General features: G+C 71.6%; 12 protein-coding genes, 1 tRNA gene and 1 other RNA gene. 12 read left to right on the top strand and 2 right to left on the bottom strand.

What is annotated here, in order from left to right:
- Positions 1-77: 77 nt before the first annotated feature.
- Positions 78-165 (bottom strand) — tRNA-Ser (locus AB0C36_RS07400).
- Positions 166-272: 107 nt separating this feature from the next.
- On the opposite strand from AB0C36_RS07400, the gene ffs reads away from it, so the two are divergent.
- The 10 genes from ffs to AB0C36_RS07350 all read left to right on the top strand — a co-directional run bounded on the left by ffs (position 273) and on the right by AB0C36_RS07350 (position 10,529).
- An RNA gene (ffs, locus tag AB0C36_RS07395) (signal recognition particle sRNA small type) lies at positions 273-369 on the top strand.
- A gap of 45 nt (positions 370-414) precedes the next feature.
- Positions 415-2,784, top strand: coding sequence for a DNA polymerase III subunit gamma and tau (locus tag AB0C36_RS07390; RefSeq protein WP_358350599.1), 2,370 nt, complete (start codon positions 415-417; stop codon positions 2,782-2,784).
- 164 nt (positions 2,785-2,948) lie between these two features.
- Positions 2,949-3,302, top strand: coding sequence for a YbaB/EbfC family nucleoid-associated protein (locus AB0C36_RS07385; RefSeq protein ID WP_358350589.1), 354 nt, complete (start codon positions 2,949-2,951; stop codon positions 3,300-3,302).
- 234 nt (positions 3,303-3,536) lie between these two features.
- Positions 3,537-4,136: a recombination mediator RecR gene (gene recR, locus AB0C36_RS07380; RefSeq protein WP_358350587.1), complete on the top strand. Its 600-nt coding sequence runs from the start codon at positions 3,537-3,539 to the stop codon at positions 4,134-4,136.
- On the top strand, positions 4,129-4,758 hold the full coding sequence (locus tag AB0C36_RS07375; protein ID WP_358350585.1) for a DUF5063 domain-containing protein: 630 nt from the start codon (positions 4,129-4,131) through the stop codon (positions 4,756-4,758). The genes recR and AB0C36_RS07375 overlap by 8 nt, the downstream gene beginning before the upstream one ends.
- A 316-nt stretch (positions 4,759-5,074) precedes the next feature.
- Positions 5,075-6,343, top strand: a complete 1,269-nt coding sequence (locus tag AB0C36_RS07370) for an aspartate kinase (RefSeq protein WP_358350582.1) — start codon at positions 5,075-5,077, stop codon at positions 6,341-6,343.
- Positions 6,340-7,416, top strand: a complete 1,077-nt coding sequence (locus tag AB0C36_RS07365) for an aspartate-semialdehyde dehydrogenase (RefSeq protein WP_358350580.1) — start codon at positions 6,340-6,342, stop codon at positions 7,414-7,416. Before AB0C36_RS07370 ends, AB0C36_RS07365 begins: the two co-directional genes overlap by 4 nt.
- 567 nt (positions 7,417-7,983) lie before the next feature.
- Complete coding sequence (locus tag AB0C36_RS07360) at positions 7,984-8,502, top strand: SigE family RNA polymerase sigma factor (RefSeq protein WP_358350577.1); 519 nt, start codon at positions 7,984-7,986, stop codon at positions 8,500-8,502.
- Entirely contained in the window at positions 8,499-9,590 is a 1,092-nt protein-coding gene (locus tag AB0C36_RS07355; protein ID WP_358350574.1) for a hypothetical protein, read from the top strand. Before AB0C36_RS07360 ends, AB0C36_RS07355 begins: the two co-directional genes overlap by 4 nt.
- Before the next feature lie 48 nt (positions 9,591-9,638).
- The gene (locus AB0C36_RS07350; RefSeq protein ID WP_358350571.1) at positions 9,639-10,529 is read left to right on the top strand and encodes an SURF1 family protein; all 891 of its coding nucleotides are present in this window, start codon (positions 9,639-9,641) and stop codon (positions 10,527-10,529) included.
- A gap of 64 nt (positions 10,530-10,593) precedes the next feature.
- On the opposite strand, the gene AB0C36_RS07345 is transcribed toward AB0C36_RS07350, so the two are convergent.
- The gene (locus AB0C36_RS07345) at positions 10,594-12,474 is read right to left on the bottom strand and encodes a S9 family peptidase (RefSeq protein WP_435839000.1); all 1,881 of its coding nucleotides are present in this window, start codon (positions 12,472-12,474) and stop codon (positions 10,594-10,596) included.
- Between the two features lie 266 nt (positions 12,475-12,740).
- On the opposite strand from AB0C36_RS07345, the gene AB0C36_RS07340 reads away from it, so the two are divergent.
- Positions 12,741-13,853 carry an MBL fold metallo-hydrolase gene (locus tag AB0C36_RS07340; protein WP_358350565.1) on the top strand — a complete coding sequence of 371 codons (1,113 nt, stop codon included), beginning with the start codon at positions 12,741-12,743 and terminating at the stop codon, positions 13,851-13,853.
- A gap of 260 nt (positions 13,854-14,113) precedes the next feature.
- The gene (locus AB0C36_RS07335) at positions 14,114-14,977 is read left to right on the top strand and encodes an SDR family NAD(P)-dependent oxidoreductase (protein WP_358350562.1); all 864 of its coding nucleotides are present in this window, start codon (positions 14,114-14,116) and stop codon (positions 14,975-14,977) included.
- The last annotated feature ends 70 nt before the right edge of the window (positions 14,978-15,047 follow it).

Genomic DNA, 15,047 nt, shown 5'->3' with positions numbered 1-15,047 from the left:
CCCGGTACTCGAAGTCGGTGTAACTCAGCCCGTGCCCGAACGGGAAGACGACCGGCCGACGCTTTGCCTGTTCAGGCTGGCGGAGGATACGAGATTCGAACTCGTGAGGGGTTGCCCCCAACACGCTTTCCAAGCGTGCGCCCTAGGCCACTAGGCGAATCCTCCGCCGGACAGCTTACCGGAGGGTTCGGGGTGGTCGCGCACGAGTATCCGGGGGCGGTGGGTGGGGGAGTGGTGGGAGCGCGGGGGGCCGCGGTTCGGGTACTGTAGGCGCGGACCCCCCGTGTGGCGGCATCCTGCTAAACCCCCCCAGGGCCGGAAGGCAGCAAGGGTAGGCGGGCTCTGTCGGGTGCGCGGGGGGTCTTCAGCGTTCCCGGGGCGTGGTGACGGGCGCCGGACGTGGCTTGGCTCCGGATGTGGGTCGGTCCGGCTATCGTCGTCGTCGTGTCGCTTGCCCTTTACCGTCGCTATCGCCCCGAGACCTATGCCGAGGTCATCGGGCAGGAGCACGTGACGGATCCCCTGCAGCAGGCCTTGCGGAACAACCGCGTGAACCACGCGTACCTGTTCAGCGGGCCACGGGGGTGCGGCAAGACGACCAGTGCGCGCATTCTCGCCCGGTGCCTGAACTGTGAGAAGGGCCCGACGCCGACGCCGTGTGGTGAGTGCCGGTCGTGCGAGGACCTCGCGCGGGGCGGGCCGGGGAGCATCGACGTCATCGAGATCGACGCGGCGTCGCACGGTGGTGTGGACGATGCGCGTGATCTGCGGGAGAAGGCGTTCTTCGCGCCGGTCAACTCGCGCTACAAGATCTACATCATCGACGAGGCCCACATGGTCACGTCGGCGGGCTTCAACGCGTTGCTGAAGGTGGTCGAAGAGCCGCCGGAGCACCTGAAGTTCATCTTTGCGACGACCGAGCCCGAGAAGGTCATCGGGACGATCCGGTCGCGTACGCACCACTACCCGTTCCGCCTCGTGCCGCCCGGTGTGCTGCGCGACTATCTGGAGCAGGTGTGCTCGACCGAGGGCATCTCGGTCGACAAGGAGGTCTTCCCGCTGGTCGTGCAGGCCGGCGCGGGGTCGGTGCGTGACTCGATGTCGGTCATGGACCAGCTGCTGGCCGGGGCCGACGAGGGCGGTGTGACGTACGCGATGGCGACGTCGCTGCTCGGGTTCACCGACCGGGCGCTGCTCGACGACGTGGCGGAGGCGTTCGCGGCGCGGGACGGGGCGGCGGCGTTCCAGGTGATCGACCGGGTGATCGAGGGCGGGTTCGACCCTCGGCGCTTCGTGGCGGACCTGTTGTCGAGGCTGCGGGACCTGGTGATCCTGGCCGCGGTGCCGGATGCGGCCGACAAGGGGCTCATCGACGTACCCGGTGACCAGTTGCAGCGCATGGTCGCGCAGGCGCGCTCCTTCGGGCAGGCGGAGTTGACGCGTGCGGCGGACATCGTCAATGCCGGGCTGACGGAGATGCGCGGGGCGACCTCGCCGCGCCTACAGCTCGAACTCATTTGCGCGCGTGTGCTGTTGCCCGGCGCCGGGGCGGACGAGCAGTCCCTCGGGGCGCGGCTCGATCGGCTGGAGCGCCGCGTCGAACTCGGGCCGCCCGGCAACGCGTTCGGTGGGTCGGCCGGCCCGGCGGGCGGTGGCATGGGGTCCGGGGGCGGCGGGTTCGAGGAAGCGCCGCCTGTGCAGCGTGCGCCTGCGGTACGCCCTGCCGCGCCGCCCCGCGAGGCCCCGGCTCCGGTGCCCGCCGCTGCCGAGCCCGCAGCGGCTGTGGCCGGCTCGGCCGCGAAGGCGCCCGGCGCCTGGCCGACGACGTCGCGTCCACCGCAGCAACAACAACAGCAACAACAGCAGTCACAGCCGCAGCCGGTTCAGCCGCAGCAGGCCGCCGCCCCGGGGGGAGCACCCGCGGCGGTGCGGGCGCAGCCTTCGTCCCAGCCGCAGCCGCAGGCTTCGGGAGGCGGCGGGGATGTGAACCGCGTCCGCGGAATGTGGCCGCAGATCATAGAGGCCGTCGCGCGGCGCAAGCGTGTGACCTGGGTGCTGCTCCAGCGCGCGGGCGTGGCCGGGTTCGACGGGTCGACGCTTCAGGTGTCGTTCGAGCACGCCGGGGCCCGCGACGGGTTCGTCAACAGCGGGCACGACGAGGTGTTGCGCCAGGCCGTGATGGACGCGGTCGGCGTGGAGTGGCGTATCGAGTGCATCGTCGACCCGGGAACGGGCGGCGGCTCGGGGCCCGGCGGCGGCGGTTCGGGACCGGGCGGCGGTTTTGCGTCCGGTGGCGGCTCGGGCGGCGGTTTCGGCGGCGGTGGCGGTGGCGGGCGTACGCAGCAGGCCTCCGCGCCCGCGCAGCCCCTGGCGGCCCAGGCGCCGCAGGCTCCCACCCAGCAGGCCTCGGCTCAGCAGGCCCCGGGGGCGTGGCCCGCGACGTCGCGTCCGCCGCAGCAGCAGACGGCCCAGGCGGTCATGGCGCAGGCAGCCCCGCCGATGTCCGCGCCGGCGGGGCCGGTGGCCGCGGTTCCGGCGCCCGCGTCGCGGCCCGTCGCGCCGCCGTATGCGGAGGAGCCGCCTCCGCCGATGGACGCGTACGAGCCGCCCGTCCCCGAGTACATGCCCGGCCCGGCCGACGAGCCGCCCCCGGACGACGCGGTCGACTATGCGGACGCCGGGTCGTACGAGGACGAAGAGGTCGATTTCGGCGGCGTCAGCAGCCACGAGCTGCTGGCGCGGGAGCTGGGCGCGACCGTCATCGAGGAGACTCCCGGGCACTGAGCAGCGGCCCGTGCACCCGGTGTGATGATCGCATCGGACGCGCCGCCCAACGCCACCCCTCCCGCGCGCCTCTTAACAGCGCCACACCTCTCCACCCCGTAGTCTCAAGCCCAAGTGGCAGCCGCGATCCGGGCTGCCGCGGTCAGCGACGAAGGGTGCGTCAAGTGTTTCCCGGTGGAGGCCAGCCCGACATGCAGCAATTGCTGCAGCAGGCGCAGAAGATGCAGCAGGACCTGATGGCCGCGCAGGAGGAGCTTGCGCGTACGCAGGTGAAGGGCACCGCCGGCGGCGGCCTCGTCACCGCGACCGTCAACGGCGCCGGTGAGCTGCTCGCTCTGGAGATCTCGCCCAAGGCGGTGGATCCTGAGGACACGGAGACACTCGGCGATCTGATCGTCGCCGCCGTCCGCGACGCCAACCGCGCCGCCGCGGAACTCGCCTCCCGCACCATGGGTCCGCTGGCCCAGGGTCTGGGCGGCGGTGGCGGCCTCGGCGGTCTGGGCCTGCCGGGCATGTAGCCGTACGGCACGACAGCCGCACAACACAACGACGCGGCAGGCACAGCAAGGCAACACAGCAAGGCAGCACAGCAAGGCAACACAGCACCACGACGGCACCGCCAGGCAACATCCAGCACCACCGCAGCATTACCGCAGACACCGCAGCACCACCGCAGCACCACCGCAGACACCGCAGCACCACCCGCAGAAGCACACCACCAGCCCGAGCAGCCCGAGCCGAGGAGCCCGCAGGTGTACGAAGGCGCCGTACAGGACCTCATCGACGAGCTGGGCCGCCTGCCCGGCGTCGGTCCGAAGAGTGCGCAGCGCATCGCCTTCCACCTCCTCGCCGCCGACCCCGCCGACGTACGCCGCCTGGTGAACGCCCTCGTCGAGGTCAAGGACAAGGTCCGCTTCTGCACCACCTGCGGCAACGTCGCCGAAGCCGACCAGTGCCGCATCTGCCTCGACCCGCGCCGCGACCCCGCGGTCATCTGCGTCGTCGAGGAATCGAAGGACGTCGTCGCGGTCGAGAAGACGCGCGAGTTCCGCGGCAAATACCACGTGCTCGGCGGCGCGATCAGCCCCATCGAGGGCGTCGGCCCCGACGACCTGCGCATCCGCGAGCTGATGACCCGGCTCGCGGACGGCACGGTGACCGAGCTCATCCTGGCGACCGACCCGAACCTGGAAGGAGAGGCGACGGCGACGTACCTGGCCCGCCTGTGCAAGCCGATGGGTCTCAAAGTGACCCGGCTGGCCAGCGGGCTGCCGGTGGGGGGTGACCTGGAGTACGCCGACGAGGTGACCCTCGGGCGTGCCTTTGAGGGGAGACGACTGCTCGATGTCTGACGACGACCTGACCGACTTCACCGCGGAAATCGCCGACCAGATCGAGAGCTTCGTGGTGGCTGTCACGGAGGTGGCCCGCGGCGAGGAGCCCGGGGCGGCCGTGTCGATGCTGCTGCTGGAGGTCTCGCAGCTGATGCTCGCCGGCGGCCGACTCGGCGCGATCGCCGACGTCGTGCCCGACGAGCGCTTCGAGCCCGATTCGGGCCCGGACCCCGATGTGGACGCGCTGCGCTCGTCGCTGTCCGTCCTGCTCGAACCGATCGACGTGTACTACGAGGTCTTCGACCCGTACACGCCGCGCCCCAAACCGGTCGCCTTCCGCATCTCCGACGACATGGCGGATGTGGTCACCGACCTGATGCACGGGCTCGCCCACCACCGGGCCGGGCGTACGACCGAGGCGTTGTGGTGGTGGCAGTTCTCCTACCTCGCCAACTGGGGTGCGACCGCCAGCGCGGTGCTGCGCGCGCTGCAGTCCGTCGTCGCGCACGCTCGCCTCGACGCGGCCTCCGCCGAGGGCCTGGAGTCCGCGGTCGACGACGCGCTGGGCGACGAGTTGGCCGACGAGCTCGCGGAGCAGCTGGACGACGCCGTCGTGCTCGGCGGCCCGCAAACTCCCTGAAACTCGCATAAAGCCCGAACAGCCCGAACACAGCCCGAACAGCCCGAACGGCTCCCGGACAGCTCCCGTACAGCTCCAACGGCCCCTGACATTCGCCGGCGCGGGCCACCGGGGAACGGGACGGCAGGTCCTGGCAGCGGACAACCGGAACCGCAGCTTTTCGCGGTTTCGGTCGTCCGTACGCCACATTTGGCGGCCTTCACTCCACTCTGTTCAAAAAGTGATACGTACGTCTCACTATGTGAATAGAGGTTGGGTCCCCCGGCCGCCTCGTTAGACTGTGCCGACCGCAGCAAACACGAAACGAGGAGCGCACGTGGGCCTTGTCGTGCAGAAGTACGGAGGCTCCTCCGTTGCCGATGCCGAAGGCATCAAGCGCGTCGCCAAGCGGATCGTCGACACCAAGAAGCTCGGCCACGAAGTGGTCGTGGTGGTGTCCGCCATGGGTGACACGACGGACGAGCTCATCGATCTCGCGCAGCAGGTGAGTCCCATCCCTGCCGGCCGCGAGCTCGACATGCTGCTCACCTCGGGTGAGCGGATCTCGATGGCACTCCTGGCGATGGCGATCAAAAACCTCGGTGTCGAGGCCCGGTCGTTCACCGGCAGCCAGGCGGGTGTCATCACCGACTCCGTCCACAACAAAGCGCGCATCATCGACGTGACGCCCGGCCGCATCCGCTCCGCGCTCGACGAGGACGCCGTGGCGATCGTCGCCGGCTTCCAGGGCGTGTCGCAGGACACGAAGGACATCACCACCCTGGGCCGCGGCGGCTCGGACACCACCGCGGTCGCGCTGGCCGCCGCCCTCGACGCGCAGGTCTGCGAGATCTACACGGACGTCGACGGCGTGTTCACCGCCGACCCCCGCGTGGTGAAGAAGGCCCGCAAGATCGACCGCATCAGCTACCAGGAGATGCTGGAGCTGGCGGCGAGCGGTTCCAAGGTGCTGCACCTGCGGTGCGTCGAGTACGCGCGCCGTTACAACATGCCCGTCCACGTGCGCTCGTCCTTCTCCGGACTCGAGGGCACCTGGGTACGAAGCGAGTCCGAAGGGGACGACGTGGAGCAGGCGATCATCTCCGGTGTCGCCCACGACACCAGCGAGGCCAAGGTCACCGTGGTCGGGGTCCCGGACAAGCCGGGCGAGGCCGCGAAGATCTTCCGCACGGTGGCCGACGCCGAGATCAACATCGACATGGTCGTGCAGAACGTGTCGGCCGCGTCGACGGGTCGCACCGACATCTCCTTCACGCTGCCCATGACCGACGGACACAAGGCGATCGAGTCGCTGACCAAGGTCCAGGAGGGCATCGGCTTCGAGTCCCTCCAGTACGACGACCAGATCGGCAAGATCTCGCTGGTCGGCGCCGGGATGCGCTCGCACCCCGGGGTCACCGCCGAGTTCTTCGAGGCGCTGTCCAACGCCGGCGTCAACATCGAGCTGATCTCGACGTCCGAGATCCGCATCTCGGTGGTCTGCCGCGCCGACCAGGTGCCCACCGCAATCCAGGCCGTCCACACCGCATTCGGCCTCGACGCCGAGTCCGAGGAGGCCGTCGTCTACGGAGGTACCGGCCGATGAGCGCCGCCAGCAGTACCCGCAAGCCCACCCTCGCCCTCGTCGGCGCGACCGGCGCGGTCGGCACCGTGATGCTCGAACTGCTGTCGACGCGCCAGGACGTCTGGGGCGAGATCCGCCTCATCGCCTCCGCCCGCTCGGCCGGCAAGAAGCTCGTCGTACGCGGCGAGGAGGTCGAGGTCCAGGCGCTCTCCGAGGAGTGCTTCGAGGGCGTCGACGTCGCGATGTTCGACGTGCCCGACGAGGTGTCCGCGCAGTGGGCGCCGATCGCCGCCGCCAAGGGCGCGGTCGCGGTCGACAACTCGGGCGCGTTCCGCATGGACCCCGAGGTCCCGCTCGTGGTGCCCGAGGTCAACCCGGCCGCGGCGCGCATCCGTCCGCGCGGCATCATCGCGAACCCGAACTGCACGACGCTGAGCATGGTCGTCGCCATCGGCGCGCTGCACGCCGAACTGGGGCTGCGCGAGCTGGTCGTGTCGTCGTACCAGGCGGCGTCGGGGGCCGGCCAGCCCGGCATCGACACGCTGCGCGAGCAGCTCGCCAAGGTCGCGGGCTCGGCCACGCTCGGCACGCAGCCGGGCGACGTACGCCGCGCGGTGGGCGAGTTCGGCCCGTTCCCGGCGCCGCTCGCGCTCAACGTGGTGCCGTGGGCCGGCTCGCTCAAGGACGACGGCTGGTCGTCCGAGGAGCTCAAGGTCCGCAACGAGTCCCGCAAGATCCTCGGCCTGCCGGACCTCAAGGTCTCCGCGACCTGTGTCCGGGTCCCGGTGATCACGACGCACTCGCTGACCGTGCACGCGGTGTTCGAGAACGACGTCACGGTGGCGCGCGCCCACGAGATCCTGGCCGAGGCGCCCGGTGTCGTGCTGTGCGACGACCCGGCCAACGGCGAGTTCCCGACGCCGGCGGACGTCGTCGGCACGGACCCGACCTGGGTCGGCCGCGTACGTCAGGCGCTGGACTTCCCGAACACGCTCGAGATGTTCATGTGCGGTGACAACCTCCGCAAGGGCGCGGCACTCAACACCGCCCAGATCGCCGAGCTGATCGCGGCCGAGCTGAGCGAGCAGGGCTGACCGAGCGGTCCTGCTCCTGACCGAGCGGGCCAGGCCCAGCAGGCCCAGCAGGCCAAGCCGGCAGGGCCGACCGCGTACGCGCGTACGACCGACGCCCCCGATCCCGCACCCGCGGGACCGGGGGCGTCGCGCGTGTCCGCCCGTCCGCCCGTACCGCGACGTCTCGACCCTCAAGAAGCCCCTCCCTGACGGGCCGTCACGCAGTAGCGTGTCTCCCCAGGCCGACAACCTGATTTTCCCGGAGCGACCCGGTGGCCCCCGACGACTTCCCGGGAACTTTCCGAACAACCTTCCGGGGCGACTGGGTGTCTAACGTTCGTGGCGGAGTTGGTGGGGGTGGAACCACGGGTCAAGCGGGGCGTCCGCCCTGCGCGCCCGCCTGTCGACGTGCCGGTCCCCGGGTCCGCGGCGGTCTCGCCGTCGGCCTCCGATCCGCCGGGGGGCGGATGGGAGTCCATGGACTCGCTGCTCGGGTACGCGGTTTCTGACGTGGCGTCCGACACCGTCCCCGACACCGCGCCGGAGGCCGGCCCCGGCCGATCCGCCGAAAGTCCGGAACGGAGAACCATGTCGGCCGCGGAGGCGTCCGACGGTGCGGGGGTCTCCGTTGATCTGCTGACCGAGACATACCGTGCGCACTACGGCACACTGCTCAGGCTCGCCGCGCTGCTGCTCGACGACCCGCACTCGTGCGAGGACGTCGTGCAGGAGGCTTTCGTCCGCGTCCATGTCGCCCGGCACCGACTGCGGGAACCGGACAAGACGCTGGCGTACCTGCGGCAGACTGTCGTGAACCTCTCGCGGTCGACGCTGCGCCGCAGGCTGATGGCCTTGCGTCTGATGCCCCGGCCCGCGGCGGACGAACCGGCCGCGGAGGAAGGTGCGCACAGTGTGCTGGAGCGCGATGCCCTGGTCAGGGTGCTGCGCGAACTGCCGAGAAGGCAGCGTGAGGTGATCGTGCTGCGCTACTACGCGGATCTGACGGAGGTTCAGGTGGCTGACCTGCTTGGACTGTCGGTCGGTTCGGTGAAGGCATACGGTTCGCGGGGGCTTGAGGCGTTGCGGGCCCGGATGGAGACGTCGTGAGCGCGATGAACGAGGACCGGGGGGCGGCCGGCGGGCGGTCCGGTGACGAGATGCCCGACGACGGCCTGCCCTTCGAGCTGCGCCGCAGACTGAACGACGCGGTGTCGGACATCCGTCCGGCACCCGACGCGCTGGACCGGCTGCGTGCCGCGGTGCCCGCGCGACGCAGGCGGCGCCGTGCGATGGTCCTGACCACGGTCGGCACCGTCGCCGTGCTCGCCGTCGCGACGCCGGTCGTGCGGACCGCGGTCATCACCGACCAGACGACCCAGAAGAGCGGTACGCAGGCCGACGCGGACTCCGGCGAAAACGACGTCGAAAACGCCAACGGCAACGGTGCGGACGACGACGGCGAGGGCAACAAGGACGGCCACGGGTCGCTCGGTTCGAGCAGCTCCGGCAAGGACGACGGCGACAATCCGCCGGCGAGCGTGTCCACCCTGAACACGCCCTCGACGCCGACCGCGCTGCCCACGTTCGGCCTCATCCCGACACCGCCGGCCTCCGTGCCGTCCGCCACCGCCGGGCCGACGATCACGCCGACCACGGCCACCGCGACCGTCGGGCCGACCGGTGCCACCACGCCGCCTCCGGCACCCGCGTGCACCGTCAACGATCTTGAGCAGGGGCCGGCCACGGTGCTCGGCTCGCCGGGGGCCGACGGCATCGCGTACGGCGTCGTCGAGATCCGCAACACCTCGCGGCGCGACTGCTCGATCGGCGGTCCCGGCAACGTCATGGTCGCGGCCCCGCCCGGCAATCCGCCGATCCAGGTGTCGGTGATCGTGCACCAGAGCTCGGACCCCGCGGTACGCCTGCCGGAGGTGGCCGCTCCGACCGGACCGCTGACGGTGCGCAAGGGCGCGGCGTACGAGTTCCAGTTCGCGTGGCAGCCGACGGCCGGCACCGGCGCCGGGGGCAGCTGTACGCCCGGCGACCCGCCCGGTCCGCCGCCGCCCGTGCCCGCGCTCGGCTACGCCCTCTCGGACGGCGGCGTGAAGCTGGCCGAGGTCCGGCTGACGGCGGCGTGCGGCGGTGTGGTGTACCGCACGGACGTGTACCTGTCCGGGGCGTACCCCAAGGCCTGACCGGACCCGAGGGACTGCGGACCCTCCCGCCCCGGTTACCGTGGTTGCGTGCACCGCTTCCTCTTGCAGCCGCGCTGGGTGGCCTTCCACGTCCTCGTACTGGTGGCCGTCCCGGTGTGCGCGGCGCTCGGGCTGTGGCAGTTCCAGCGGTACAACGAGCACAGCAAGTCCACCGAGAAGGCCGCCGAGACGAAGGTCTCGGCCGAGCCGGCGGTGGCGCTCGCGGACCAACTGCGCGGCGGCGTACGCGTGACCTCCGACGACCGCGGCCGCAACGTCTTCGTGGACGGCCGCTACGACGCCGCGAACCAGTTGCTCGTGCCGGGCCGCGAGGTCGACGGGCGCGACGGCTCGTACGTCCTGACGCCCCTCGAACCGAAGGGCGGCGGCGACCGCCTCCTCGTCGTCCGCGGCTGGGTGCCCGGCGCCCCGCAGCCGGAGACCGTGCCGCCGGCACCGACGGGCGACGTCCGCGTGACCGGGCGCCTCGAACTGTCCGAGACCGAGCACGGCTCCGGGATCGACCGCCAGGTCGGGCTGCCCGCGGGACAGGTCTCCCTCATCAATCCGCCGGACCTGGTCAACATCCTTCCGTACCCGATCTACGACGGGTACGTGGCACTGAGCGCGCAGGAGCCGGCCGCCCCGGCCGGGCTCACGCCGGTGCCGCCCGCCAAGGCGCAGAAGGGCGGCGGCATTTCGGGCCGCGCCTGGCAGAACCTGGGCTACACCGCGCAGTGGTTCGTCTTCGCGGGTGCGTCCGTGTTCCTGTGGTGGCGGGTCGTGCGGCGGGAGATCGAGGAGCGCCGGGAGGCCGAGGAGGCCGCCGTGCTGCGCGAGTTGGGCCTCGAACCGCAGGAACAGGGCCAGGAACAGGGCCAGGGGCGGGAGCAGAGGCAGGACCAGGAGCAGAAGCAGGAGCCCCAGGTCTCCGCCTGACCGTTCCCCGGCGAGCGGTCGGACGGCCGCCGGTCCCGGCAGCCGTCCGCGAACCCGCGTCCGCTCACACGCTCTTGGGCATCTCCAGATGCCGCTTCACGAAGTCGAGTTCCTTGCGCACCTGCCGGATGCGCTCCTCGACGACCGCCGAGCCGTGTCCCGCCTCGTACCGGTAGACCTCGTGCACCGCGCCCAGTTCGCCGAGCCGCGCCACGTAGTTCTCGATCTGCCGGATCGGGCAGCGCGGGTCGTTGAGGCCCGCGCTGATGAACACCGGGACACGCACGCGGTCGACGTACGTGATCGGCGACGACGCCGCGTACCGCTCCGGGACCTCATCGGGAGTGCCGCCGACGAGCGTGCGGTCCATCGCCTTCAGGGCCTCCATCTCGTCCTCGTACGCCGCGACATAGTCGGCCACCGGCACGGCCGCGAGCCCCAGCGCCCAGTTCTCCGGCTGGACGCCCAGACCCAGCAGCGTCAGGTAGCCGCCCCACGAGCCCCCGGACAGCACGAGGCGCTCCGGGTCGGCGAGCCCGGACGACACGGCCCACTCGCGTACCGCGGCGATGTCCTCCAACTCGATGAGGCCGACCCGCTCGCGCAGCGCGTCGGTCCATTCCTTGCCGTAGCCGGTCGAGCCCCGGTAGTTGACCCGGACCACCGCGAAGCCGTGGTCGATCCACACCGCGACACCGGGCGCGAAGTGGTCCTCGTCGTGCGCGGTCGGGCCGCCGTGCACCTCGAACACCGTCGGGTACGGGCCCTCCCCGCCGGCCGGCCGCGACACCAGCGCGTGGATCACACCGCCGGGCCCCGCCACCCACGCGTCCTCGACCGCCACCGAACCGGGGGCCCGGTCGCCGGGCGGCACCAGCACCGTGCCGCCGCCCGTCGAGCGCAGCTCACTCGGGCGTTCGCCGCTGGACCACAGGTATTCGACGCTCCCGTCCGGGCGCGCGGTGGCGCCCAGCACGGTGCCGGCCGGGGTGGCGAGGCGTTCGAGGGCGCCGGTCGCGAGGTCGTAGCGGTACAACTCGGACCGTGCCTGGTGGTCATGCTCGACCAGCAGCGCGCTCGCGTCCGGATACCAGTCCACCCCCACGTCGCCCGGCAGCCCGAGGTCGATCTCGTGCTCCTCGCCGGTCAGCGGGTTCCAGATCATCGGCTCCCAGCGGCCGCGGCGCTGGTGCGACACGAGCACGCGGGAGTCGCCGAACACCGGGGCGAAGCCGGTGCAGGACAGGCCGGAGGCGGGCGCCTCGCCAGGTGGGCCGTCGTGCAGGTCGGCGACGAGCGACCCGTCCAGGCGTACCGCGCGCAGCGACGGGTGCATCGTGTCACCGTGCTCGCTGTGCTCGATCACGACGAGCGTGTCGTCCTCGGACAGCGCCGAGACGCCCGCCGACTCGCGGTGCCGGTAGATGGTGACCGGCTCGGCCCCGGAGCGTACGACGTGGACCGTCGATCCGTCCTCGTCCGTGGACCGGGCGACGACCGCGAGGCCGTCGGCCCCGATCGCCAGGCCCGCCGGGTACGACGGCGCCAGGCCGGGCGCCGCCTCGACGTCGGGGCCGCCGCCGAACGGCTGCCGCATCCACACGCCGAACTCGTCGCCGTCGGTATCCGCGAACCACCAGATCCATTCCCCGGTCGGATCGATCGAGGCCGTCGTGGTGCCGTTGGCCCGGTCGGTGACCTGCCGCTGCGCCCCGGTGCCGCGGTCCCAGGCGTAGATCTCGTACGTGCCCGACGCGTTCGACAGGAACACCGAACGGTCGGGGGCGTGTTCCGCCCAGTCGGGGAGGCTCACCCGAGGAGCCCGGAAGCGCCTTTCCCACGCGGGCGCGGCATCGTCGAGGGGAACGGCGGAATCGGCGGTACCAGGGGTGTCTGCGGAATCAAATGGACCCACGGCAGCGACCGTGGACGCGGAGTCGGACATGCGCTCCATTGAACTACGCCCGCCCGCCGCCCGGCGTGTACCCGGTCCCTCCGGTCGAGACAGCGGCCCCAGGGGCACATCCGCGCACCACGGGCACCGCGGGCACCGCAATCCGGACGGATGCCGGGAGAGAACGGCAACGACTTCGTGCGGCGCGGCACGGGGGAGCGTACGAAGAACGGGAACTCGGCATAACTGCGGGCACCCGCGGGAACACAGAGCGCCCTGCGGCGGTTGAACATCCAGGCGAACCGAGGAGCGACCCGATGGCAACACGAGCACTGCGCGGCCTGGTCACCGGCGGAGTGGCGCTGGCCGCCGCCGGGTGGGCGCTGCGCGACGTCCCGGCCGAGTTCGGCGGCAAGGCAAGCGGCGAGCGCCTGGCGCGTATGCAGCGGTCGCCGCAGTTCCGCGACGGGTCCTTCCACAACGCGGTGCCCGCGAGTGTGGTGTCCCCGACCAGCGCGCCGCAGATCATGCGCGAGATGGCGCGCAACCGTGCGCTGCGGCATCCGGTCGGCGACGTACCGCTCGTGTCCGCGCCGAGCACCCCGGCGTCCGCCGACGGCGTGAGCGCGATTTGGTACGGGCACGCCAGCACGCTCGTCGAACTCGAAGGCCGCCGCATCCTGTTCGACCCCGTGTGGAGCGAACGCGTCTCGCCCTCGCAGCTCGTGGGCCCGCGCCGCCTGCACCCGCTTCCGGTGCCGCTCGGCGACCTCCCGGCGCCCGACGCCGTCGTGATCTCGCACGACCACTACGACCACCTCGACCGAGCCACCATCCGGGCGCTCCTCGCGGCGCACTCGGCGCCGTTCCTGGTCCCGCTCGGTATCGGCGCGCACTTGGCGCGCTGGGGCGTCCCGGAGGACCGCATTGTCGAACTGGACTGGGAGGAAGAGGCCGTCGTCGCGGGGCTGCGCTTCACGGCCACCGCCGCCCGCCACTTCTCCGGGCGTACGCTGCGCCGCAACGACACCCTCTGGGGCTCGTGGGTGGTGGCCGGTGACCGACACCGCGTGTTCTACGCGGGGGACTCCGGCTACTTCGACGGGTACGCCAAGATCGGTGCGGAGCACGGGCCGTTCGACCTCACGTTGATGCCGATCGGTGCGTACAGCCCGAGTTGGCCGGACATCCACATGGACCCCGAAGAAGCCGTCGCCGCACATCTCGACCTGGGCGGGCGCCTGCTCCTGCCGGTGCACTGGGCGACGTTCGACCTGGCCCCGCACCCCTGGGCGGAACCGGTCGACCGGCTGCTCCGCGAGGCGAAGGCGACCGGCACGACGCTCGCTCTGCCGCGCCCCGGCGACCGGGTCACGACCAGCCTGCCTGTGCAGACGCCTTGGTGGGAGAGCCTGGTCGCGACTCCCTGAACCGACACGGTGAACCGAGTTCCTGAACCGAGTTCCTGAACCGGCACCGGGCGCCTGCGCGCTCAACCAGGATGCCGAGTCGGTGTACTGCACCGGGGTCTGAACCGACCCACCTGACCGGCGGGTTGACCGCAGAGCGCAAGGGCCGGCGTTCGTCACCGGCCGCCGGCCCTTGCGCTCTGCGGTCGTGCGCGTCACGCTCCCTGTGGAAATACCGAAAGGCCCTTCGGTATATCAAAACTTCCCCCCAGGAGGCGCCCATGACCGGCGGTTCTGACCCCTCGGACGTCTTCACGCTCCCGGGTAAGGCGGCCGTCGTCACCGGCGCCGCGTCGGGCATCGGCCGCGAGACGGCCGTGGTTCTGGCCGAGGCGGGCGCCGCCGTCGTGCTGGCCGACGTCGATGCCGCCGGGTTGGCCGCGACCGCGGAAGCCGTACGCTCCCGCGGCGGCCGCGCCGACGTCGTCCCCACCGACGTCACCGACGCCGCCCAGGTCACCGCCCTCGCGGAGCGCGCGGTCGCCGAGCACGGGCGCATCGACGTCTGGGCGAACGTCGCCGGCGTGATCCGCTCCGCGCCGGTGGTCGACACCTCCGAGGAGACGTTGGACCTGATCATCGGGGTGAACCTGAAGGGCACGTACTTCGGCTGCCAGGCCGCCGCGCGCGTGATGACCGCCCAGGGTTCGGGTGCGATCGTCAACGTGGCATCGGCCGGGGCGGACATGCCGGCGCCGGGGATCTCGGCGTACGCCCTGACCAAGGCGGCGGTGCTCATGCTCACGCGTACCCTGGCCGTCGAGGTCGGCCCGGCGGGCGTACGCGTCAACTCCGTCGCGCCCGGCTTCATCGACACGCCCATGGTCCAGGGCTATTGGACCGCCCCCGACGGCACCGTGGACGAGGACGCGCGCACCCGAACCATCGGGAACCGCGCGGCCCAGGCCCCACTTGGCGTCATCGGCGAGCCCCGCGACATCGCGCTGGCGATCCTCTACCTCGCCTCCGACGCCGCCCGCTTCGTCACCGGGCAGACCATCCGGCCCAATGGCGGCGTCGTCATGCCGTGGCGCCCGGGGGTCGCGGGGGCGCGACGATCGCGAGCCCGACGGCGATGCCGGTGAGCGGCGGCAGGATCAGGCCAACCGCGCCGTACTGGACCGGATCTGCGACAAGTGGACGATGCTCGTCGTT

Source organism: Streptodolium elevatio (assembly GCF_040649515.1).
Lineage (GTDB): Bacteria > Actinomycetota > Actinomycetes > Streptomycetales > Streptomycetaceae > Yinghuangia > Yinghuangia elevatio.
This window is presented reverse-complemented; position numbering and strand designations above follow the sequence as displayed.